Raw genomic sequence first — 22183 nt, 5'->3', positions numbered from 1 at the left:
CATAAAGTAACAAATCTATCCTTAAACCTCGCTATTTGAAAAATAACGTCTAAATTTATAATTCAACAAGGTGTGTAGCTGTTGTTTCAGTTTGCGCACTACATTTAATGTCTTAATGAAAATTAGGTGAGCGAACCCGTGGGACTCCAGGACGAAACCAAAGCACATAAGCGAATTTTAGTCGTTGACGACGATGCGAATCATGCCCAAGCTTTAGCGGAGTATCTGTCACGCAGCGGTGGTATACAGGTTAATATTGAATCTGAATCACAAACTGCGTTAGCGAGAATCAGAGATGACCTGCCGGACATCGTGTTGATAGAGGTCGATCTCAAAGGGGAGTCTGGTTTAACCATTTGCAAACTAAGCCGTAAGTATTTTAACGGTGGCATTATATTGATGAGCCAAAACAGCGATGAGCTCGACCAAGTACTGGGCTTGGACATGGGGGCTGATGACTATATTCACAGAACCGCGTCCCATCGTTTAATTTTAGCTAGGTGCCAAACCTTGTTACGTCGTTTGGATCGCGCCGAGGAAGAAAAAAATCAGGCCAAGTCAGAAGATCGACTGCAGTTTGGTAATTTGGTGATAGACAATGGCATGAGAGAAGCCTGGCTAAACAATGAAACCATTGAATTAACCAGTGCTGAATTTGATCTTCTTTGGCTATTAGCCAGCCATGCTGGTGAAGTCTTAACTCGCGAACAAATTTTTAGCCAATTGAGAGGTATAGAATACGATGGTCAAGATAGGTCCGTAGACGTACGTGTTTCTAGAATTCGCCCAAAAGTAGGCGACGATCCTATTCATCCGCGACGAATAAAGACCGTTCGCTCTAAAGGCTATTTATTTGTGAGTGAAGTCGGGTAATGCGACGCCCTATTTAATAGCCTCATAAACCTTAAAGCCCCGAGTTTGAGCCAATATTTTTATTGACTTGAATTGGTCTTTGATAAGGTTTTGGTAGTTTAAAAAGTCGTTTGCAACCCATACAAGTTTACCACCCCTTACTAAACGCTCGCTCGCTTGCGTAAAGAAAGTTTCTGTCGGACCGTATTCCGTTCGTATTCCTTTATGAAATGGTGGGTTTGTGACGATACTCTGATATCTCTGGGTAGGCAGTTTGCTTGCAGAATTCGCCCAATACACCGTTGCTTGATCGTTTAGATTGTTGGCTGTTACAGTCGCAAGGCTCGATTGGTACGCTAATAAGTCGACATCGTAGGTGTCTATTGTGCACTCTTTATGGCGCTTCAATAATTCACAGGCCAAAACACCTGAACCTGAACCCATTTCTAAAATATTTCCCGCCGCAATGTCTGGCAAGTGCTCTAGCAATACAGACGTACCGGTATCGAGCTTTTTAGCACTGAAAACACCGGGCAATGCCTTAATGATTAGGTCATTGGTTTCGTATTGAGTCCAAAAACTTTGTTCGCTAATGCCTGGGTTTGGTGTTAAATCAAATAATGCGCAATGCCTAGCGGTGTCTAGCTTTTCACATTCAAAAAAACCTTTGAGCTTTTTCGGAAGGCTTTTGATGCCTCCATCGTTCTCACCAACAACCCAAATACGCTGCTGGTTTTTTAATGCACTTTGTATTTGGTATAACCACCAAGTTAAGCGCTCTTTAGCTTTGGGATAAAATAAGATGTTTAACTCAGAAGTTTGCCAAACGGGCTCTAATGGGGATAAAGATGAACTCTCATCGGCATTTAACGTAAAGCTATCATCGCCTTTTTTTAGCCAAGGAATAAGGTCAGGGGCATCGAAATAATGACAAGCATGGCTGTCGAGTTCATCGCGATGCCGCTCGAGTATTTGAAAGGTAGGGTGCATGGTTAGTATCTTTAAAACAAAAGATAATTATACCAAAGCTCACCTCATGAATCAGCGTTTAAACTTATCATTAATGGCTTTGTATCGCTCTAAGGCCGATTTATCGATCATGGTCTCTCCATTTTGCTCAACGGAAGGGATGAGGTTCTCTCGAATATATCGTTTTACGGTTATATCTGACACGCTTAAGAATTCTGCGGCTTTTTCAATGGATAGAAACTCGCTTTGCATTGCTTTTCCTCTAGATAAAAAAACGGACACTGAAATCAGTGTCCGGAATCATGGGGCAGAGCCCACATGGGAGTAGTCACCATACTGCTGCTGCTACGATCAACAGTAATTAAGAATATAGTTGATATTTTTAAGCTTGCTGCCTCTTTTTCAATGAAATAAAAGTCTATCAAGTTGTTATTGAAACTCTGAAAACGATTAACCCCGATATCTAGCCTTTTAAGCGCAGTTAGATTCGCTTATTTAGTATTAGACTTAATCGTTATAACGGCAGGGTTTTTATTCTCCAAAAAACTTAAGTATTGATTTTAAACAAAAAAAGCAACCTTTTAAGTTACGCTTCAGCAAATTTTGAAATGGACTTGCATGGCAGCTCGTAAAAATGAAAAGCATTCACGGGGTTATCGTTCACCTTATAAAGGAGTGTGCCGTTTATTCGGATGAGGTGGAATAAAAGGTGAGTGCCGGAAAGTCTTAAAACTGATTCCAATAAACACTGAAAATATTCAGTTAAATGTTATTGAACACAAACATTAACGGACTAAAAATTTTTGCGGTTAATAGGAAGAAAGTTTGTTTAAAAAAAGGGATGTTTACATGCGTTAAATTTCGAAATTTTTTTACCTAACTACCATGAAATGATGAGGCTAATTTGTTGCTGTTCAAACCTGAATTTCAGAATGGATAAAATTGCGTATTTCATTTTTATTGTGCAGTGAATGCGATTAAAAATTATAAGCCAGAGAAATAAAAAATCTTACTAAAAATTGAAAATTTTAATTTTTTAAGTCGATATCGGTTTTAATTGAAGAAAAATCGTACTTTTTTAACATTATTTGCTTATTTTATGCTCATTTTGTTTGCAATTTGATTTTAGGTAGCTAAATTAGGATTCTATCGATGATTTAATTTTATTCGATCATTTTTGTGCGTGAACACATGAGGGATATTTTATGGCAGCTGCCAAGAAAAAAGCCGCAAAACGCGGACCAAAAACCACTGCAAAACCTGCTGCGAAGAAAAAAGTAGCAGCGAAAAAAGCAAAACCAAAAACTACCAAGAAGGCCGTTAAAAAGCCTGCTAAAAAAACCGCCGCTAAAAAGCCAGCGGCTGTTGCCAATAAAGCCGTCGTTGCAGCAACTAAAGCCGTAGATAAAGCTACCGCTGCAGTCAAAAAAGCTGAAACTGCATTAAGCAGTGCAATGACTAAAAAAGCAGCTGTTGCTAAGAAGAAAAAGACAGCGGCCGTCAAGCGTCAGCTTGAAACCGCAAAATCAGGTGTCGATAAAGCTCGTGCATCATTAGCTGCCGCTAAAGAGGCTGCTAAAACAGCATCATTCAACTTGAAAGTTGCTGAAGTAGAAGCCACTGTAGAAGCTGCAAAAGCTAAAGCAGATGAGCGTGCTACTGAATATGCTGCGTCTTTAGAGGCTAAGAAAGCGGAAGCATTAGATAAAGCTATGGCAGCATTTGAAGCTAAATGGTTAGCTTCTCGCGCTAAAGCCGATGCTAAGAAAGTAAAAGCTTTTGAGAAGAAAGAAGCTGGCAAAATTTCAGCTGCTTCTAAAAAGGTTAAAGCGAAAGTGGCTGATTTAAAGAAGAAGCACAACGCAAAGCCCGCTAAGAAGAAGAGCGCTAAAAAGACTGCGAAGAAAAAGTAAAATCTAGTTTTCTTCCAATGTTGTAAGAAAGGCTGCAGTGGCAGCCTTTTTTTGTGCCTATGAAAAGCCAAATACGGTGCTTGATCATGCATTTGGAGTGAAATGTGGTAATATTCGGCCGATTAAACCTTAGTGCTGCAACTTATGAAAAATATACTTTCGTTAGATACTTCAGGTGAATATTGCTCGATTAGCATTGTTACGCCGGAACAACATTTTAGCTTCCATCAACATCGCCCACGCGAACATGCGAATATTCTTTTAAGTGAGATTAATGCCCTTATCCAAGAATCTTCGCTGAACATGAGTGATTTGGACGCAATCGTTTATGGACGAGGGCCTGGTTCTTTTACCGGTATTCGTATCGCGGCTGGCGTTGCTCAAGGATTAGCAATGGCATTAAATTGCCCAATTATCCCCATCAGTACGTTGCACTCGTTAGCCTATTCTGCCTTTAAAGCAGGTCACCGTGATTGTTGGGTGGCTCTTGATGCTCGAATGTCGGAAATCTATTTTGCACCTTATTCGGTCGATAATTCTAATACACCGAATCCATTAAAAGACGAAGCGGTTATACCTCCTTCGTTACTAAAGGAAGCTGCACCTGAGAATGTAACTTTTATCGGAAACGGTTGGACGGCGGGTTATGAAATGAGTTCAGCGCTTTCTGCACAGGTTGCTGACCAAACTATTCATATTTTAGTTCCTAACGCATTAGACAGTGCCGAATTAGCCATGAAACTATACCAGCAAGACCCTAGCGTTGCTCTGAGCCCAGAATTAGCGCTACCGACCTACTTAAGAGATAACGTGACTTGGGACAACAAACCCAAAGTCGGTTCTTAAGGGTTGCACATGATCAAATATTATAAGTTTCAATAAAAAGAGAGATGTATGTCAGAAGTTCAATGGATTGTATTAGCGCTAATTCAAGGGTTAACTGAGTTTTTACCCATCTCCAGTTCGGCGCACCTGCTGTTACCAGAGCAATTATTGGGTTGGACAAGCCAAGGGTTAGCCTTTGATGTCGCCGTGCATTTAGGCTCGTTATTGGCGGTCATCATTTATTTTAATAAAGACATCATTGCGATGGCGAAGAACTGGACGCTCAGTTTATTTAAGCGTCCACATGATCCTCAGCTCGCCAAACTCAGTTGGTTTATAATATTAGGGACTATACCTGCGGTTATATTTGGTGGATTGTTTAAGGGCGCACTCGAATCTGTGATTCGCGATAACAGTTTGATAGTGATTGCTTTTACCACGGTAATTTTTGGATTGTTACTCTGGTACGCCGATGCTACCGCTAAGCAGAAGCAAGGTGTAGAAGACTTATCCATAAAATCTGTACTGTTCATTGGCTTAGCTCAAGCGGTGGCAATTATACCGGGTACTTCTAGATCCGGTATTACGATGACAGCCGGCCTCATGGTGGGGTTAAAAAAATCTGATGCCGCCAAGTTTAGCTTTTTATTGTCGATTCCTATTATTTTGGCGGCCGGCCTCTTAGTGGGTGTTGATATTGCTCAATCGGCCGAAGCAATCGACTATCAAGCACTGATGTATGGAACAGTTCTGTCATTCATCAGCGCATTTGCCTGTATTGTTCTGTTTCTTAAATGGATTGAGAAAGCAGGCTTTATTCCATTTGTCATTTATCGGTTGATTTTAGGGGCTATTTTGTTCTTTGTTTATTTTTCGTAATTTTAACTGGCAAAACTAGGATGTAGCGCTACGCTTTTAAAATCTTAACTTGGGCTGGTACTTGTTATGCAAATTCAAAGCGCTTCAATCCCACTCGCAACGCCAACTTCAAAATCGCCAGTTAACTCAGGTGTGAACACCAACAATGTAGGGCAAGCCGAAAACGTTAGGCCAGCAGAGCAAAAAGCGTCGGCGCGCCCACAAACTCAAGATAGAACAGAGTCGCCACAAAGTACGCAGTTTGCGCCCGTAAGCCAACCTACCGCCTCCTCAGAAGCTAATCGAACCTTGGCCACAAACCAAGATGGAGGGTCAGAAAGCAAGCCTATCAATCAGTATCAGCAGGTGGCTCAGCAAACCCAACCGCAAGCGAGAGATAATCAGCCAGGACTTTTCGGCATAGATGTCTACGTTTAGCATCCAATCTACTTTACAATAGCGATTACATAACATTCTTAACTAGTAGCCTGGATGAACATTAAGTTTTACCTACCAAAAGATGATGCCTCAGTTTTACCGGACCACATATCAAGGTTGCTGCGTGAAAATTGGGTCGAAGTTGTTCACAACAACCCAGAAGACATTTTTTTAATCTTTAACGAAGATAAATTATCAGTAGCACCAAAGCAATGGCCTAAAGTTAAACCAATTTGCGTAGATTTTCTCTCTAATGCTTCCTCGCACCGGCGTTTACATGGTGGTGGGGCAGGGCAAGCCGTTGCCAAAGCTATCGGGCTGAATAAGCGTAAAGATTTAAAGGTGGTGGATGCCACCGCAGGCTTAGGACGCGATGCGTTCGTATTGGCTTCACTAGGTGCTAAGGTATTAATGTGCGAACGCCATCCTATTGTCCATCAACTTCTCGCTGATGGGTTATTTCGTTTAAAACACCAGCAGGCAGAGGTTTTAGAGGCCGGATCGATTTCTTTAGAATTCGGTAACTTCTATGAATCCGAAGCTGTTGCACGTTTTGCGCCTGAGGTGATTTATTTAGATCCTATGTTCCCGACCAGAGAAAAATCCGCCAAGGTTAAAAAAGATATGGCTTTATTTCACGATTTAGTCGGAAGCGATGAAGATGCCGATGCTTTATTGGCCCCAGCATTAGAAATGGCTGAATACAGAGTGGTGGTTAAGCGCCCAAAACAGGCGCCCTTTCTTGCAGATCAAAAGCCGACAACTTCTTTAGTCGGAAAAAGTAGTCGCTTTGACCTTTATACTAAGAAGTCGATCGTTTAGTCACTTGCAAAACGTTATACCAAATATCATTAGGCATGACAGAGCCAGCTTTACTGATCACCATAGGTATATTGTCGCTGTAAGTGAGTTTACCTTCTTCATTCGTCTTTAATGCACCACGCTTTTTAAGCGTCATGATGAAGTTTTTAAATAAGGCTTTGTCGAAAAATTCAGGCGCATCCAGTCCATTCAATAAAGACAGACGCTGAGCCATTTGTTGCGATTGGTTTTCTAGAACGGTTTGGCTGCATTCGCCATTTCCGAATCTGACTAAAACCGATAGTGTCAGTAAGTATCGCTCCAGTGTTGGCAGAATGATGTTGGCCAAATATTGCAATTGAAGGTGCTTGTCGGAACTGGCTTCAGGCGGGCAATACAAGCCGTCGCTGTTCTGGCAAATAAGTTGCAACTTCAGTAAATCTTTTATAATTCGTAAGGCTTGTTTTTCGGTTTCTTCATCATCGCCGTCAATAAACAGTTCGCTGCGAATGTAAGGGTGAATCAAGGTTATCAGCGACAGCATCTCCGCTTCTTCTATACCTTCACTGCGAGCGACTAATGCAGCCACTAGAGATGGAAGCGCAAATAAATGCTGAACGTTATTGCGATAGTAAGACATCAGCACCGTATTGTGGCTGTCTAAACCATAAATATCACCGAATTTTTGAGGGATCAGGCGCAGTGTATTCATTTTAACCGCGTACTCTATCCACTCTTTAGGTGTGCCTGTTGGCAGGGTGACTAAGTCTTCGCGTTCTTTATTGAGTTCAATTAACAAAGACAGTTGCTGTTCTAAAAAAGTTGATTCAATGGCTTGCTTTGGAGTAGACAGCAATACGGTTGCAATTAAATTGATCGGGTTCAGTGCGGCGGCGGCGTTGATTTTTGTTACGACCTTGGTCGATAAACTGTCGACAAACTGGAACATCCAATCAGGCTTATCATTGGGGCCGTAAGGAGTATCTCGCCACGTAGGTACCTGCTCATTGAGCTCATCGTTTAGTTTTATGGGCTCGCCAAAGTTTAAATACACATGACCATAGTTTTTCAGATGTTTCACGGTTTTCACGAGATCAAAAAGATTTTCTTTCTTTTTAGTTTTGCCTTTCAGTTCACCTAAGTAGGAACCGCTTTCAAACACTTTCTCGTATCCGATATAAACAGGAATAAATACAATAGGTCGGCTGCTATCTCGTAAGTGGCTTTTGACCGTCATTGCCAGCGTCCCGGTAGCAGGGTTGCGCATTCTGCCGGTTCTGGAGCGGCCTCCTTCAACGAAATACTCAACTGGGTAACCGCGGCGGAATACCGTATGAATATACTCGTTAAAGACAGTGCTATAGAGCTTATCGCCACCGAACTTTCGACGAATGAAAAATGCGCCGCCGCGTCTTAAAATATTACCGACAATGGGCATATTCAAGTTTTCACCCGCCGCAATGTGAGGCACATTTAGCCCGTTCCGATGCAAGGAATAACTCAGCAATAAATAGTCGATATGGCTTCGATGGCAGGGTACATAGACAATTTCGTTGTCTTTAGCGAGTTCACGAACTGGCTCGATACCATTTAAAACAATACCGTTATAAATTTTATTCCAGAGTCGAGTCAGCAACACATCGAGAACTCGAATCGTATTGTAAGAAACATTGGCCGCGATGGTCAGTGCATGTTTGCGTGCCACGGCGCGTGATTTATCTAAGCTGACAGATTTAGTTGAAGAATGAGTCGCAATGGCTTTACGAACGGGTTCGGAACTGAGGATTTGGTCAATGATAACCCGTTTGTGAGATAAATCTGGCCCAATGACAGCGGTACGAACATGGCGAAAATGCACACGTAATACACGGGCTACTTTGCGAGTGAGCTTTGAATGGTCTTCGCTTTCATCGATCAGTTGTCGTAATGAAATAGGTGCGTTTATTTCTAAATAGGTATCGCGACCGTTTAACAAAACCGTCAAGAGTTTGCGAAACCGGCCTACAACAGACCAGTTAGAGCTTAATAGTGCCGAAATTATACTGTTGTTGGTGCTGGCCGTTCGACCCCAGTACAAAGCGATCGGAACCAATAGAATTTCTTCATCAGAATTAACCGCCAAATGATCTATAAAAGACTGGATTCTGGGCGTAATACTGGGTTGGTGGCGCTGTAATACTGATTTTCTTGGGTGAACAGTGAGTAACGCTTTCTCTTGGTTCTCTGGTGAAAGCTGAAGCTTTTCATGTAATCCAGGCAGTCCGAGCTTTTTTAGCTGATGATCGACTACTAAAGCATCGGCGGTAGATTGGTGCTCTAGCACGTAAACACAATGCTTTGCTTTTAAAATCGGGTCAAAGTCGGTGTGATGAGGGTTTTCTGGGACTTTAACCCACCAAAACAAGACTTTTTGAACCCACTGACGAATTTTTGTTTGTATAGAGAACATCTAACCACGATACCTTACTAAAAGAGGATATTTTACGTTTTTTTAAAGCCCGACACTAGGCTAGTAATGTGGAGGTGGTGTGTCGGTGATTTCTGGGGCGAGTTGATCCTTGAGCTCAATGTGATCGGTGAGCAGTTTTTGTACGATGCGCTCGAGTTTATCGATTTGCAGCTGTTGGCGGCTAATCACATCGTTGAGCTGGTCTATTGTGTCATCCATGTAGGTAATTCGAGTTTCTAGCTCTACGTCTTGGTCTGATTTGTTCATTTACAATATCTTTCCTAAAAAATGTGATACGTTGCAATATAGGTGAGAATTTTGGCATTATGCCAGAGATTTCGCCAATTGTAGGCGTAAATAGTGATAACGATACACAAATGGCTGTCTTTCAGCCTTAAATAAGTATTCCAATAAAAGTAAGACATCTGTCATTAAAGAGTGAGTAATAGAATGAAGTTGAAATTATGGTTAGTTAAGATTGCGGTAAGCTTATTAGTCGCGCTGGTAGCACCCATCATTTGCGCAGCAGCCTTATCCTTGATCCCAGAATTACAATCGTTAACGGTAGCGGAACTGGTATCTACCAGTATGGTCAGCGTGAAATGGACCGCTTATGGTGCCATCGTTTGTGCTGTCACAATTCTTGTTTTATTGGCTCAGGTGATAGCTGCACCTGTTGTTGCCCAGTTTGAAGAAGATGATCGTGAAGAAGGCGCTGTAAAGTGGTTTAACGTGAGTAAAGGTTTTGGATTTGTAACACGTGAAAATGGTGAAGATGTATTTGTCCATTTTAGATCGATTCGTGGTCGTGGCCATCGCTCTTTGCAAGAAGGTCAGCGAGTTCGTTTTGGTGTGGTTGAAAGCTCGAAAGGCTTGCAAGCCGAAGACGTCACTATATTACGTCAAAAATAGAAGTAGATAGACGTTCTGCACAGTAAAAAGCCAAATCATTTGATTTGGCTTTTTTGTTAAGACTTCCAAATAATTTCCGACGTTGAGCCATCGGGCATTATTCTTAGCCAAGCGTCAGGATTATCTTCTGGCCCCCAACCGCCTTGAGTTACTCGCACTTCTTTACTTAATTGTTCAGCTGCCAATTTTGCTAAAGCTAAGTCATCTTGCCAAGGAAGTTGATCGCTGTTTAGCCAAATGCTCGTGAATCCGTCAGAAACCTTATCGTAAATTACACCTTCATATTGTCGATGATCATGCTCAAATACAAAAGGAAAAGACTGTTTCGGCATGCCTTTTACTTTTTTAGTTTTAGCAACTTTGCTAAATAGTTGGCTTAACCAAGTAATTGATTGCTCAACATCGATCTGATCGACATATATTTCTAAATCGGGCGCACGGGTCATGTGTCTTACCTTAGGGCTTAAAAGCGGGCAGTGGTTTAGTGTTCTGAGTTTGAACTCAATAAATAATACAATACTTTGTACAGGCTTAAAGCTAAATATCCACGTAAAGCTATAAGAGCGCCAAGGCCGATAATAATAAGTGCTAATAAAGCCGTAAATTCGCCAGCCAATTGTTCGGACAATAGCTGGTCGGACAAGATCAGCATCATAACGCCGCCCGCAAAAATAAACCCGCCAGTGGTAAAGCGTTGCATCGCTAAACGAGGGGATTTAATTTGTCTTTCAAGCCACGCAGTAAGCTTTTCCTTATTCGTCACTATTAGAGCCTTAAATCATTCAAGAATAGTGGGTATGATAACGGCTCATGACTAACATTTATAGAATAAGACACCTATGAGCTCAGCTACCTTTGATTTAACCTGTGATTTAATCTCACGTAATTCAGTAACACCCGAAGATAAAGGCTGTCAGCAGCTAATGGCAGATAGGCTCAGCGCTGTTGGCTTTAACAATGAACACATGCGAATTGAGGATGTAGAAAACCTTTGGGCAACACGAGGTGACTCTGGCCCTTTGTTAGTGTTTGCTGGTCATACTGATGTTGTGCCAACAGGTGATTTAAACCAGTGGACGCACCCACCTTTTGAACCTACGGTAGTGGATGGTCATTTGTTCGGGCGCGGTGCCGCCGATATGAAAGGCTCCTTGGCCGCTATGGTGGTAGCAACAGAGCGGTTTGTGGAAGCCTACCCAAACCACAAAGGCCGAATTGGCTATTTAATTACCTCTGATGAAGAAGGCGATGCTTACCACGGAACAGTTGCGGTCATCGAAAAACTCATGGCACGTGGTGAAAAAATTGATTGGGCGCTCGTCGGTGAACCCTCCAGTACGGATAAAGTGGGAGACACCATTAAAAATGGTCGTCGTGGCTCTATGCTGGGCTATCTTACGGTAAAAGGAAAGCAAGGCCATGTCGCCTATCCACATTTAGCTAAGAATCCAGTGCATTTAGCTGCCCCGGCAATTGCAGCCTTATCGACAGAGATTTGGGATGAAGGCAACGATTTTTTCCCGGCAACATCGTTCCAAGTATCAAACATTAAATCGGGAACCGGCGCGACCAACGTCATTCCAGGCGATGCAGAAATTATGTTCAGCTTTCGTTTTAGCACGGAATCGAGCGCGGAATCTTTGCAACAAAGAACCCGAGCTCTGCTAGATAAACACGGCTTTGAATATGAGCTTCGTTTTGAGGTTAAAGGTGAGCCTTTCTTGACCGCTCAAGGTGCGTTAGTACAAGCGGCGGTACAAGCAGTAGAAGATACCGTTGGCTACAAGCCAGAGCTCTCTACCGCCGGTGGTACCTCTGATGGGCGCTTTATTGCCCCGACGGGAGCTCAAGTACTTGAGCTAGGTCCTCGAAATGCAACCATTCATCAAATCGATGAATGTGTCAGTGTCGATGATCTCGATAAGCTGACAGACATGTATTACCGCATAATGGAAAATTTACTCGCCTAGTCGTTAGCTTTTCTTTTCGAGGTTCTTAAGTTGCACAGTAAGCGCTTGGCCGCTTATTTGAACCTCGTACAAACTGATGCATAGAGATATCAATAGCAGCACCAGCGACGAGCCAAAAAGGTAGTAGGCCAGTTCAACGAATTGTAAAAATAGCGCGATCATAGTTATTACACAAAAAATAAACGATAAGATACCCGCGACCTGCATCCGGCGAATGACGACGATTCTGAGTCTGAGGTGCAGTATTTGATTGCGTAAATCAGTGTCTGGGTTTTCGGAGTTTTGTTTGTATAACGAGCGGATCAGTTGGGCAATGACTAAAAAGCGATTGGTGTAAGCTAACATTAATAAAGAGATAGCAGGGAAAAGCAGTGCAGGCGTCGTAATCGTCATGTTTTTATCTGTTCACTGATGTAGGTGGGTTTATGATTAAGCAAATTATAGCGTTTTTCAATTCTGAGCCAGAAGCAGCGCAGCCAGAACTCTCTGTTGATGATGCCGCCGCAGTGCTGCTCATTGAAATCATGATGGCAGACCATGACATGGATCAGCGCGAGCGTCAAAGTATTGAGTCTATTTTATCTAAACGCTTAAATGCGACCGAAAGTGAGATAAAAGAGTGCATCGACGTGGCTATCAAGCGAAGGGAGGCCAGTCACGATACCTATCAGTTTACCAAGGTCATAAATGACCACTGGGGCGAGCAACAGCGGTATGAATTAGTAGTAGACCTATGGCGCGTAGCCTTTGCGGATGGTGAACTAGATAAACATGAAGACCAGCGAGTTAGGCGCTTAAATGAATCGCTTCATTTACATCATTCGCACTTTATAAAAGCAAAAGCAGAAGCGCAAAATAACCCTTAAGGTTTGCTCGCGAAGGCCGATAGTCAGCTACTATAGGGGTTGATTAATGAATTGTATCCACTTCAGCATTGCTATTGAGGTGTAACCTATTAAAATGAGTAAATAGTATTGGCACTTTTGAAAAAAACGACAATACTTAGAGTTATAGACCATTGTTTTAAAGCGGAGAAATTGAGTGAAGCGTCGTGAATTTTTAATACAGTCTGTCTCTGCTTCTGCAGTGATAGCCGGTGCTGGTTACGCTTCTTTAGATATGCTCTCCCGTCGCCACTTGCGATACGAGCAAACCATTGAACAACGTGGCACCCATGCTGCGGCCAAAGTGATGGTTGAGAATAACCCTACAATGGATGAGGGCTTGGTATCTCCTTCGGCTCCTCAATCCGGGATCGACCTTCCCAGCCCTGAAAAGGCCCAGTCTCGACCGGCACTTTCCTATTTGCAGCAAGATCAAGCCGAAAAACTCATGCCCGATTTAACACGCCCAGACAGCGAGTTAAATATTGTGGAAGAAGTAGTATTACCCGATACGAATATCGAAAACATCGCCTTAGCCACGCCTGAAGAATCCGCCGAAACCGTCCAAGAAAAGGTCTCTAACTTTGAGACTAACTTCACAGACGATGTTGTATTGTCCGAAGCCGACTATAAATTGCTTGTACAATCACTTGAGCGAATTAATCGCGTTCAAGATTACGTAGGCTTTGGTAATTTTAACGTTTTATCGCTCGATGAAGCTTTAAAGTACGCTAAATACTCGCCCCGTATTGGAGAATTCAGCGCAGAAGAACTGAATTTTCTAGAGAAAATGTTTAACTATAACTCCAGTCGTTTAGGCTTTTTTGGTGAGAAAGTTATTTCGAACATGACTAACGTGGTACCAAGTAACGACGTGGTTAAAATGCCGGGCACCGGTCACTATGTATTCCGTGGCCACTCTGAAACTTTTTACAACAAGTTAACGGCTGAAGTGGGGGATACCCTAATTCTGACCAGTGGTGTTCGGAATATTGTGAAGCAATATCAGCTGTTTATGGCCAAAACGGTTCAGGCCAGTGGAAACTTATCGCGTGCATCCCGTTCATTAGCACCTCCTGGGCATTCGTACCATGCCATTGGCGATTTCGATGTGGGTAGAGTCGGTGGCGGGCTTGCAAACTTTACCGCTGAATTTGCCAGCACTGAAGAGTTTAAAAAGCTACAAGACTTAGGCTATGTGCAAATTCGATACACCGCCGATAATACATTGGGGGTGCGTTATGAACCTTGGCACATACGCGTGGTTTAATTAAAAAGCTTAAAGATAGTTTAATCTGACCTTTCAGAATCTTGAAAAATCCTTGTAGAATGAACCTCGTTGCCATCAGTGTCTCAGACGCAAATGGCAACATATTCTCTTTTCATCTTAACCTAACAGACTCAATATAGAGTTTTCACTAGGACAACACTGTAATGACAATTTGGACCCCATCTTCTTGGCGTGAGCACACTATTCGTCAAATGCCTGAATACCAAAACAAAGCCGCTCTCAACAACGTAGAAAAAAAGCTAGCCGCAATGCCTCCATTGGTTTTTGCCGGCGAAGCGCGTCAATTAAAGTCTGAGTTGGCTAAGGTATCTCGCGGAGAAGCGTTTTTATTGCAAGGTGGGGATTGCGCAGAAAGCTTTGAAGAATTTCATACCGTACATATACGCGATACTTTTATGGCTTTATTGCAAATGGCGATAGTGCTGACATTTGGTGGCCAAAGCCCTGTAGTAAAAGTAGGGCGGATGGCTGGGCAATTTGCAAAGCCTCGTTCAGCAGGCGATGAAACCATTGATGGAGTTACCTTACCTTCTTATCGTGGTGACATCATTAATGGCATCGATTTCACTGAACAATCGCGTCAGCCAGACCCTGAACGTATGGTGCAGGCCTATCATCAGTCTTCTTCAACGTTGAATCTGTTGCGGGCCTTTGCCCAAGGTGGCTTGGCCGATATTCATCAGGTGCATAAGTGGAATCAGAACTTTGTTGAGAAGAGCCCGCAAAGCGCACGTTATCAAGCGATGGCTGATCAGATTGATGATTCATTAGCTTTTATGAGTGCAATCGGTATTTCGCCTCTTAATACGCCACATATTCGTGAGACGCAATTCTTTACCTCGCACGAGGCATTGTTGTTACCTTATGAAGAAGCTTTAACGCGTAAAGACAGTTTAACCGGGGATTGGTATGACTGTTCTGCACACATGCTTTGGATTGGTGATCGTACTCGTCAGTTAGACAGCGCTCATATTGAGTTTTGTCGAGGCATTAATAACCCGTTAGGATTAAAAGCAGGTCCATCCACTGACCCAGATGATTTAATTCGTTTGATCGATGTTTTAAACCCTAATAATGGGCCTGGCCGACTAAACCTGATCGTACGGATGGGAGCGGATAAAATTGCCGATCATTTCCCTGCGTTACTGCAAAAAGTCGAGGCAGAAGGGCGCCATGTGGTGTGGAGTAGCGACCCAATGCACGGCAACACCATTAAAGCAGGCAATGGCTATAAAACGCGTAAAGTAGAGTCCATTTTGTCAGAAGTAAAAGACTTCTTTGCCATTCATAAAGCCGAAGGTACGCATGCCGGTGGTATTCACTTTGAAATGACTGGTAAAAATGTCACAGAGTGCATGGGTGGGGCCTTTGACATTAAAGAGGCTGATTTAGCCGAGCGTTATCATACTCAATGTGACCCTCGCTTAAATGCCGATCAGGCACTTGAATTGGCGTTCTTAATAGCCGATGCGCTTAAAGGAGCCCGAAATACGGCTTCCATTGCATAAGTAAATGCTAAATAAATACCTGACAATTTTAGTCGGGTATTTTTGTTTTGATTAAATTACGGTAGAATCCGCACCAAAGATCCTTCCGTCAAAGAGGTAATGAATGGATATTCAATTGAATATAACCGAATCTGCTGAAGAATATTTAGCTGGGTTATTAGAAAAGCAGCCAACGCCGGGTATGTCGGTTCGTATGTTTGTCACTCAGCCGGGTACTAAGTACGCTGAAACTTGCCTAGCCTATTGCAAGCCAGGCGAAGAAAAAGACGACGATGAAGTCGTTCAAATGAGTAAATTACTAGTTCACCTTGAGCGCAATAGCTTGCCGTATTTAGATGAAGCTGAAGTAGATTACGCTCAAGACCGCATGGGTGGCCAGCTTACGATTAAAGCACCTAATGCCAAAATGCCAAAAGTTAATCAAAACAGCCCTTTGAGTGACCAAGTTAACTACATTTTGTATACCGAGATTAACCCAGGTTTAGCCTCGCACGGTGGTGAAGTTACACTAGAAGAACTTACGGATGAGAGCGTTGCAGTATTGAAATTTGGCGGTGGTTGTCAAGGTTGTTCTGCCGTGGATTTAACGCTAAAAGACGGTGTTGAAAAGACGTTATTGGAGCGATTACCGCAGCTAAAAGGTGTGCGTGACGTAACGGACCATACTGTTACGGAAAATGCTTATTACCAGTAACAACACAGTTTGTTTAACTCTAAAAAAAGCGCGCTAAGGAATACTTAAGCGCGCTTTTTTGTGTTTGAAGCCCTGCTGTAGGGCTTAGTTGATCACAAAGCTGCCATATTTCATGCGCTTGCGTAGGTGATTCGCAGTCTCTGCCGCGGAAGAACCTGACTTCATGTAATCATGAATGATAGACAGTACTTCTTCGCCAATAGGAATAGGTAAGTTCATTCCATAGGCTGTAGAGCCAACAATATTACCCGTTGCCGTTGCGTTAGTGATGCGCTCGGTGAGTTCAGCATTGCATTCATTCAGCGCTTCTAAACCCGTGTTCGGGGTAACCGGTAACGCCCCGGAATAGTTGTTCAATAAAAATTGGGTATCTTTGTCGAGTACTTGCATCGCAAACGCTTCTTGATGTTGCTGCGCACCGGTTTGATTGGTCGCCAGCGCGGCAAAGGTTTCCAGCTTAAATACGACACCCTCATTAGGGCCTGGTACCTGGGCACAGTAGTATTGCTGATTCGCAATGAGACCTTTTAAATTGAATGCGCCTTGCAGCCAAGTTCCTTGGAAAGTCATCGCGGCTTCGCCGGCCACAATGGCTTCCACTAGCCGAGAGCTTTGAGAGTCCGCGGGCAATCTTAATATGTAAGGTTTAAGCTGATCCATCTTTTTAAACACGCGTTCAAAAGCTGGCTCGATGGCTCTCAATGAAGAACTGTCCAAATCTTTCATGACGGCATTGTATGGCTCAGCACCCACTTCAGCTAACAGCAGTGATTCAAAAATTAGCGCATCCGATTGTGGAATGTCTATAACAGCAATTGGGCTAATACCATTGGCTTGAATGGCCGCTAATAGCGATAAGAAGTTTTCCCAAGAGTTATCGAGCGGAAGGCCCGTTTGGTCAATAATACTTTTACTGGCCCAAATGGTGTTCGTAACGTGTAAACCACTGGGTACGGCTACAATTTGGCTACGATGTTGTATTTGCTTATAGACAAAGTCTGGCAGAAACTCACGCCACCGATTTTGGTCGGCAACACGCGTTAAGTGGCGAACAACGCCTAAATCATACCAACGTTCTAACTCTTTGCCGTTGATTTGCGCCATTCGAGGTGTTTCGCTGTCTTGAAAAACCAGCCCTTTAATTTGCTCAGAATCTGGAAATTCGGCTGTCTCGGCCAGTTCGCTCGACCATGTTAGCCCGACTTTTTCGAGCGAGTTTTGCAACATTTTGTATGCTTTAACTTCGCTAGGGCTGTGATTGGGGTGAATGACTGAAATAGACGTGGCCATGCTGAGGCTGGGTATGAGGGCACATAGAATCAAAGCGAGTTTTTTCATGTAAATCTCTTATTTTTATTCGTAAAGACCGAAATTAACGTATTTTAGTGAAGTGTATCACGCTTTTTTGGGGTAAACATCGTTTCAAGCGGTCAACTTTTGCTCTTATTGATGCTTTCCCACGCTGACTGTATGTTCTGAAAAGTTTCCGCATCGCCACCTTTATCAGGATGATGTTGCTGCGCTAATTTACGATATTGCTGCTGTTTCTCTTTAAACGATTCTTGGCCAGTAAGTCCTAGGGTTTGGTGTGCCTCAGGTGCTGCTTTGACTCTCACCAGGCGCTTCCAAAATGAATCCAGCATGGCATCGATACTGGCCGCACTTTCTTTATTTAAATTATTTAGATCTAAGTAGTAGTCCCTAAGCGAATCATATTCTTTTAAATGTTGTTCGCCATCTGAGGAGGGCTTGCGAACTATTCGGGTTAAACTGAGATCGAGAAAATATTGACCCTGATGGGCGTATTTTGTTTGAAGTTGATATAAGCAATGCCGCAGCATGAAATGGTGCTGAAACAACAAAATTTTGTCACTGAGGTTAGGTTTCGGAAACAAAGAGTCTTCCTGTTGATCCAACAAGACCATCAAATCATACTCAGTGACCCCATTAGGATAAGCCGACAAAATATCATCAATAGCTGACAACAGGCGTGGGCTATGATTAACGTGCTTCACGAAGCACTGATCTCTTGTATTTCCATGGCCAAAGCATGGGCTTGCTTAGGTTTGATCAAACGAGTGTCATCTCCGGCATTGGTGGTTTCAACGCAAAACATTGATTGATATTCCTGAGGTTGAAAGTGGCTTAAAGTCGATGCTTTTTCTAGCCACGGATTCCAGACCACCACAGAACGGCTTCCGAGCCTATTCAATTGAATTGCAGGCCTACCGGTACCGCTTAAAAGGATAGGTTGGCCTTTATCGAGAACCGTCCAATCGGTTTCTTGATAGAATGAAAAGTCTCTTGGAAACGGTTTACATGCGCCATTACGATTGTCTAATACCTGCTCTCCAGTTAAGCCAGTAACTTTGACGGTTGCAATATTTTCGCACGCAAAATAGCTGTGCATGGCTTGGCTTATCGCAAAGGGTTCATCACCCAAGTTCGTTGTGGTTAAAGACATGGCCAGAGTTTCACCGACACTGATTAACAGCTCAGCGGTGGCTTTGTAGGGGAATCCTATATCATGTCCATCTGTTTCAAGCTTAAACAAAATGTCGGTTCTGTGGTCACTTTCATGAACCAAACTGTATTGCCATATGCGTGTGCGCGCAAAGCCATGTGCCGGTGCATTTCTTTGCGTTGAGTGAGGGCCAAACCATGGCCAACAAATAGGAATACCGCCACGAATGGCTTCAGTTGCTTTAAAAGGCTCGGCTTTAGAGACAAATAGCAGGTTGTTCGATTGCGTTTTGCTGTATTCGGTTATGTGCGCGCCCTGTAAAAAAATGGTGGCACAAGCGGCGGAATTGTTTATCCGCAAACAATCTAACTCATTGTATTGGTCGTGCTGAACGGTTTTGCTTATTTGTAAGGGTGTCATAGCTACTTTGTTTGTTGTCTATTACGGTGGTTGCGTCATTTTGCCAGTTATTCGGTAAAATAAATATGGGCGCATGATTCGCTTGTGCAAACTGCATTGGCAATTGAAATCGCCTCATAGCTCGTTCTGCGTGCGTTGGAACACCTTGCAACCAATCGCCTTTTACTAAGGCAAGGTATGGCTTTGGCTGCGTAGTTTCACTCCAATAAGACGTTAGCGCCTCTGGGTTTATTTGCCAAGGAGCGTCTGTAAATTGCGTTTCGGTTTGGCACAGTCTTTTGTTTTTTGGAAGGTAGAGCCTACCTGGAATCCACAACATAGAGCGGTTAGGCTTAGGTAGTTTTGGCCAGCTGCCGTTGGCTATTGCGAGGTTCGGTAACCGCAGTTGGTGGTGTGCTAAACGGGCTAATTTAAGGGCGAAAAAGTCGGTTAGACCAGCGCCCACCCAGTTCAGTTCGCTTGGTCGTGTCGATTCGGCCCATAGATAAAACTTCAGAGCCAATTCTAAATGGATGATGTCGCCGCCAGAGTGTTCAAGTAACAGATCCATTTCACCTAAGGTACGGCCTTGGTGGTCTATCACCTGATTAAACGCCAAAACTTGGTACTCATCGTTTAAGGAGAATAGGGTAAAAACTAACTGCTCAAAGTAACCTCCGAGTTTTCGCTGCCGTGCGTCTATGAGCGCTTGTATCTGTTGTTCACTGATGTTGGCAATAAGAGAGTCGGCATCGAATTGATGGCTTGGCCATATTTGAATATGCGGCTTGAGCAGTGATGGTGCCTGGGTGACCCATCTTAAGTCATTTAGAATGATCTGTTCATCAAATGGTTCGTTCAACTTCTTACCTCTGGTATGCTATGAGCATATTATTTACGTGTTATGACTCTATGACAACGAACAATGAAGTTATGCAGTTTACAAAGGTCGGTATTTTCGGGCGTTTAGACAGCCAAAGTGTTGAAAAATCGATCACTAAGCTCATGCAGTTGCTGCAAGACCTCAATAAAGAATGCCAAATTGAACACTCAATTGCTAATGTGCTCACAAAGGTTCAAGGCAAAGCAGCCAGTCGTCAAGATATTGGTGAATGGGCCGATCTTATCATTGTCGTTGGCGGAGATGGCACCTTCTTGTCTGCTGCACGCGATGTCGCCCAATTTGAAGTACCCATGCTGGGTGTTAACCGAGGTCGCCTTGGCTTTCTCACCGACATAATGCCATCACAAATGGATCGGCAAGTGCGTGACGTCTTTAAAGGTGAGTTTAATACCGAAGATCGATTCTTACTGTTGGCTCAGATCATACGCAATGGCAAGGTCGTGGGTGAAAACTGCGCATTAAACGATGTGGTATTGCATCCTGGCAAATCGATACGAATGATTGAGTTTGACCTAGAGATTAACGGGCAGTTTGTGTACAACCAGCGCTCCGATGGTTTAATTGTATCAACGCCAACCGGTTCCACAGCCTATGCTATGAGTGCAGGCGGCCCATTAATGCACCCAAGTATGGACGCATTAATACTGGTGCCGATGTTCCCTCATAGCTTAAACAACCGGCCTTTAGTTGTTGGTGCAGAATCAAACCTTACCATTAAAGTCGATCACTATAATGATACACCCCCACACGTTAGCTTAGATGCCCAAAACCATTTAACAATGGAGCAGGGGGATGAACTGCGTATAACCAAATACCCCAAAACGCTGACGTTAATTCACCCAACAGAGCATAATTATTACGATATCTGCCGTAACAAGTTAGGCTGGAGTCGTAAAGTAGAAAATGAAGAACAGGACCCCGATCTATGAATTTTGATCAACTCGCCCAGAATATGACGCCCGATATCTACAGTCGCATACGTGAATCGGTTGAGCTAGGTCGTTGGCCAAACGGCGTTGCTTTGACTAAAGAGCAAAAAGGCTTGTGCATAGAGGCAATGTTAAAATATGAAATTAGCCATAATATTCCAGAGCATCAACGCACAGGTTATTTAGAGCAAGCGTGTAAGTCGAGCAGTGAAAGTATACCGACCGTTGATGTCACCGACGATCAGGAAGCTAGCTTATGACAATGGATATGTTTGCGTCACATCAAGGCTCTGATGCCATCGCCAGCGGACTCCTAAGAAAAATGCCGGTACGCTGGAGCGAATCGTTACCCGTGCAGTACACCTTGCTGGTGGGCGAAAATAAAGTGCCTTTAAATGAAAAAATAGGCCAAAAAATACGCTTAGAACATACGGGTGAAATCCGTTGTTTGCATTGTAATGAAGTGACCAAGAAAAGTTTTGGTCAAGGCTACTGCTATAAACACTTTATGGCGTTGGCGCAAAATGATGCTTGTATTATGTCGCCAGAGAAGTGTCACTACGACCAAGGAACATGCAGAGAGCCTGAATGGGGCGAGCGAAACTGCATGCAGTCGCACTATGTTTATTTATCGAATGCCAGTGGATTAAAAGTTGGTATTACTCGAGGCGGTCAAATACCCACACGATGGATAGACCAAGGTGCCACTCAAGCTATGGTCATCGCGCGCGTGTCTACTCGTTTATTAGCTGGCTTAGTTGAAGTGATTTTTAAGCAGCACGTTGCGGACAAAACAAACTGGCGCACCATGCTTAAGGGTACGGCAGAAACACTCGATTTAGCGCAAGAGCGTGATCGTTTAGTTGAGTTAGCGCGACCTCAGTTAGATGAGCTGATTGCAGAACATGGCATTATTTCTGTTCAATTGTTGGGTCACGGAGATCCGTTCAACTTTGAATTTCCCGTACAGCAATACCCTGAAAAAGTCACCAGCTTTAATTTTGATAAAGATCCTAATGTGGAAGGGACTTTGCTGGGTATAAAGGGGCAGTACCTAATTTTAGACACCGGAGTCATAAATATACGACGCTTCGGTGGTTACCAAGTCAATCTATATTAAGCA

28 protein-coding genes are annotated in these 22183 nt (G+C 43.3%); 16 read left to right on the top strand and 12 right to left on the bottom strand.

What is annotated here, in order from left to right; genetic code table 11:
* Nucleotides 1-126: 126 nt before the first annotated feature.
* Entirely contained in the window at nt 127-873 is a 747-nt protein-coding gene (locus QWZ13_RS13430) for a winged helix-turn-helix domain-containing protein (RefSeq protein ID WP_290282216.1), read from the top strand.
* A 9-nt stretch (nt 874-882) separates the two neighbouring features.
* On the opposite strand, the gene QWZ13_RS13425 is transcribed toward QWZ13_RS13430, so the two are convergent.
* Nucleotides 883-1842 carry a methyltransferase gene (locus tag QWZ13_RS13425; protein ID WP_290282215.1) on the bottom strand — a complete coding sequence of 320 codons (960 nt, stop codon included), beginning with the start codon at nt 1840-1842 and terminating at the stop codon, nt 883-885.
* Here QWZ13_RS13425 and QWZ13_RS20020 point away from each other — a divergent pair.
* A complete protein-coding gene (locus tag QWZ13_RS20020; RefSeq protein ID WP_290282214.1) occupies nt 1841-2149 on the top strand; it encodes a hypothetical protein in 309 nt (102 codons plus the stop codon). The genes QWZ13_RS13425 and QWZ13_RS20020 overlap by 2 nt on opposite strands.
* 258 nt (nt 2150-2407) lie before the next feature.
* Here QWZ13_RS20020 and QWZ13_RS13415 read toward each other — a convergent pair whose 3' ends face one another.
* Nucleotides 2408-2563 (bottom strand): hypothetical protein, encoded by a 156-nt coding sequence (locus QWZ13_RS13415; protein WP_290282213.1) that lies wholly within the window; start codon nt 2561-2563, stop codon nt 2408-2410.
* Nucleotides 2564-3026: 463 nt separating this feature from the next.
* Between QWZ13_RS13415 and QWZ13_RS13410 the strand changes: the two genes are divergently transcribed.
* The 5 genes from QWZ13_RS13410 to QWZ13_RS13390 all read left to right on the top strand — a co-directional run bounded on the left by QWZ13_RS13410 (nt 3027) and on the right by QWZ13_RS13390 (nt 6677).
* On the top strand, nt 3027-3734 hold the full coding sequence (locus QWZ13_RS13410; RefSeq protein ID WP_290282212.1) for a hypothetical protein: 708 nt from the start codon (nt 3027-3029) through the stop codon (nt 3732-3734).
* A gap of 144 nt (nt 3735-3878) precedes the next feature.
* Nucleotides 3879-4580 (top strand): tRNA (adenosine(37)-N6)-threonylcarbamoyltransferase complex dimerization subunit type 1 TsaB, encoded by a 702-nt coding sequence (gene tsaB / locus QWZ13_RS13405; protein WP_290282211.1) that lies wholly within the window; start codon nt 3879-3881, stop codon nt 4578-4580.
* 48 nt (nt 4581-4628) lie between these two features.
* The gene (locus QWZ13_RS13400) at nt 4629-5438 is read left to right on the top strand and encodes an undecaprenyl-diphosphate phosphatase (protein WP_290282209.1); all 810 of its coding nucleotides are present in this window, start codon (nt 4629-4631) and stop codon (nt 5436-5438) included.
* A 66-nt stretch (nt 5439-5504) separates the two neighbouring features.
* Nucleotides 5505-5855 carry a hypothetical protein gene (locus tag QWZ13_RS13395; protein WP_290282207.1) on the top strand — a complete coding sequence of 117 codons (351 nt, stop codon included), beginning with the start codon at nt 5505-5507 and terminating at the stop codon, nt 5853-5855.
* A gap of 54 nt (nt 5856-5909) precedes the next feature.
* A complete protein-coding gene (locus tag QWZ13_RS13390; RefSeq protein WP_290282206.1) occupies nt 5910-6677 on the top strand; it encodes a class I SAM-dependent methyltransferase in 768 nt (255 codons plus the stop codon).
* On the opposite strand, the gene plsB is transcribed toward QWZ13_RS13390, so the two are convergent.
* Complete coding sequence (gene plsB, locus QWZ13_RS13385; RefSeq protein ID WP_290282204.1) at nt 6658-9105, bottom strand: glycerol-3-phosphate 1-O-acyltransferase PlsB; 2448 nt, start codon at nt 9103-9105, stop codon at nt 6658-6660. The genes QWZ13_RS13390 and plsB overlap by 20 nt on opposite strands.
* A gap of 60 nt (nt 9106-9165) precedes the next feature.
* Nucleotides 9166-9372: a SlyX family protein gene (locus QWZ13_RS13380; protein WP_290282203.1), complete on the bottom strand. Its 207-nt coding sequence runs from the start codon at nt 9370-9372 to the stop codon at nt 9166-9168.
* Nucleotides 9373-9555: 183 nt separating this feature from the next.
* Here QWZ13_RS13380 and QWZ13_RS13375 point away from each other — a divergent pair, with 183 nt between their 5' ends.
* Entirely contained in the window at nt 9556-10017 is a 462-nt protein-coding gene (locus QWZ13_RS13375) for a cold-shock protein (RefSeq protein WP_290282202.1), read from the top strand.
* Nucleotides 10018-10073: 56 nt separating this feature from the next.
* Here QWZ13_RS13375 and QWZ13_RS13370 read toward each other — a convergent pair whose 3' ends face one another.
* Together QWZ13_RS13370 and QWZ13_RS13365 are read right to left on the bottom strand one after the other, a co-directional pair.
* A complete protein-coding gene (locus QWZ13_RS13370; RefSeq protein WP_290282201.1) occupies nt 10074-10463 on the bottom strand; it encodes a hypothetical protein in 390 nt (129 codons plus the stop codon).
* A gap of 35 nt (nt 10464-10498) precedes the next feature.
* Nucleotides 10499-10780: a hypothetical protein gene (locus tag QWZ13_RS13365; protein ID WP_290282200.1), complete on the bottom strand. Its 282-nt coding sequence runs from the start codon at nt 10778-10780 to the stop codon at nt 10499-10501.
* A 76-nt stretch (nt 10781-10856) separates the two neighbouring features.
* On the opposite strand from QWZ13_RS13365, the gene dapE reads away from it, so the two are divergent.
* The gene (gene dapE, locus QWZ13_RS13360; protein ID WP_290282199.1) at nt 10857-11987 is read left to right on the top strand and encodes a succinyl-diaminopimelate desuccinylase; all 1131 of its coding nucleotides are present in this window, start codon (nt 10857-10859) and stop codon (nt 11985-11987) included.
* 3 nt (nt 11988-11990) lie between these two features.
* Here dapE and QWZ13_RS13355 read toward each other — a convergent pair whose 3' ends face one another.
* Entirely contained in the window at nt 11991-12380 is a 390-nt protein-coding gene (locus tag QWZ13_RS13355) for a DUF2721 domain-containing protein (RefSeq protein WP_215998749.1), read from the bottom strand.
* A 32-nt stretch (nt 12381-12412) separates the two neighbouring features.
* On the opposite strand from QWZ13_RS13355, the gene QWZ13_RS13350 reads away from it, so the two are divergent.
* Complete coding sequence (locus tag QWZ13_RS13350) at nt 12413-12853, top strand: tellurite resistance TerB family protein (protein ID WP_290282197.1); 441 nt, start codon at nt 12413-12415, stop codon at nt 12851-12853.
* Nucleotides 12854-12883: 30 nt separating this feature from the next.
* Here QWZ13_RS13350 and QWZ13_RS13345 read toward each other — a convergent pair whose 3' ends face one another.
* Nucleotides 12884-13006 carry a hypothetical protein gene (locus QWZ13_RS13345; RefSeq protein ID WP_290282196.1) on the bottom strand — a complete coding sequence of 41 codons (123 nt, stop codon included), beginning with the start codon at nt 13004-13006 and terminating at the stop codon, nt 12884-12886.
* 22 nt (nt 13007-13028) lie between these two features.
* Between QWZ13_RS13345 and QWZ13_RS13340 the strand changes: the two genes are divergently transcribed.
* The 3 genes from QWZ13_RS13340 (at nt 13029) to nfuA (ending at nt 16364) form a co-directional block, all read left to right on the top strand.
* Nucleotides 13029-14141: a M15 family metallopeptidase gene (locus QWZ13_RS13340; RefSeq protein ID WP_290282195.1), complete on the top strand. Its 1113-nt coding sequence runs from the start codon at nt 13029-13031 to the stop codon at nt 14139-14141.
* Nucleotides 14142-14305: 164 nt separating this feature from the next.
* Nucleotides 14306-15670 carry a class II 3-deoxy-7-phosphoheptulonate synthase gene (locus QWZ13_RS13335; RefSeq protein ID WP_290282194.1) on the top strand — a complete coding sequence of 455 codons (1365 nt, stop codon included), beginning with the start codon at nt 14306-14308 and terminating at the stop codon, nt 15668-15670.
* A 103-nt stretch (nt 15671-15773) separates the two neighbouring features.
* Nucleotides 15774-16364, top strand: a complete 591-nt coding sequence (nfuA, locus tag QWZ13_RS13330) for a Fe-S biogenesis protein NfuA (RefSeq protein WP_215998745.1) — start codon at nt 15774-15776, stop codon at nt 16362-16364.
* A gap of 84 nt (nt 16365-16448) precedes the next feature.
* Here the strand turns inward: nfuA and QWZ13_RS13325 are convergent, their stop codons facing one another.
* The 4 genes from QWZ13_RS13325 to QWZ13_RS13310 all read right to left on the bottom strand — a co-directional run bounded on the left by QWZ13_RS13325 (nt 16449) and on the right by QWZ13_RS13310 (nt 20089).
* A complete protein-coding gene (locus QWZ13_RS13325) occupies nt 16449-17702 on the bottom strand; it encodes an extracellular solute-binding protein (protein WP_290282193.1) in 1254 nt (417 codons plus the stop codon).
* Between the two features lie 92 nt (nt 17703-17794).
* A complete protein-coding gene (locus QWZ13_RS13320) occupies nt 17795-18379 on the bottom strand; it encodes a DNA-J related domain-containing protein (RefSeq protein ID WP_290282191.1) in 585 nt (194 codons plus the stop codon).
* A complete protein-coding gene (locus QWZ13_RS13315) occupies nt 18376-19248 on the bottom strand; it encodes a D-hexose-6-phosphate mutarotase (RefSeq protein ID WP_290282190.1) in 873 nt (290 codons plus the stop codon). Before QWZ13_RS13315 ends, QWZ13_RS13320 begins: the two co-directional genes overlap by 4 nt.
* Nucleotides 19199-20089 carry a DUF1853 family protein gene (locus QWZ13_RS13310; RefSeq protein WP_290282188.1) on the bottom strand — a complete coding sequence of 297 codons (891 nt, stop codon included), beginning with the start codon at nt 20087-20089 and terminating at the stop codon, nt 19199-19201. Before QWZ13_RS13310 ends, QWZ13_RS13315 begins: the two co-directional genes overlap by 50 nt.
* Here QWZ13_RS13310 and QWZ13_RS13305 point away from each other — a divergent pair.
* The 3 genes from QWZ13_RS13305 to QWZ13_RS13295 are packed head-to-tail and all read left to right on the top strand — an operon-like array spanning nt 20077 to nt 22180.
* Complete coding sequence (locus QWZ13_RS13305; RefSeq protein ID WP_290282186.1) at nt 20077-21060, top strand: NAD(+) kinase; 984 nt, start codon at nt 20077-20079, stop codon at nt 21058-21060. The genes QWZ13_RS13310 and QWZ13_RS13305 overlap by 13 nt on opposite strands.
* Nucleotides 21057-21320, top strand: coding sequence for a YeaC family protein (locus QWZ13_RS13300; RefSeq protein WP_290282185.1), 264 nt, complete (start codon nt 21057-21059; stop codon nt 21318-21320). Before QWZ13_RS13305 ends, QWZ13_RS13300 begins: the two co-directional genes overlap by 4 nt.
* Nucleotides 21317-22180: a DUF2797 domain-containing protein gene (locus QWZ13_RS13295; RefSeq protein ID WP_252728669.1), complete on the top strand. Its 864-nt coding sequence runs from the start codon at nt 21317-21319 to the stop codon at nt 22178-22180. The genes QWZ13_RS13300 and QWZ13_RS13295 overlap by 4 nt, the downstream gene beginning before the upstream one ends.
* Nucleotides 22181-22183: the final 3 nt, after the last annotated feature.

Origin of the sequence: Reinekea marina, from assembly GCF_030409715.1 — a bacterium.
GTDB lineage: Bacteria > Pseudomonadota > Gammaproteobacteria > Pseudomonadales > Natronospirillaceae > Reinekea > Reinekea marina.
The sequence above is the reverse complement of the archived record's forward strand: the minus strand, read 5'-3'. Positions and strand labels throughout refer to the sequence as shown.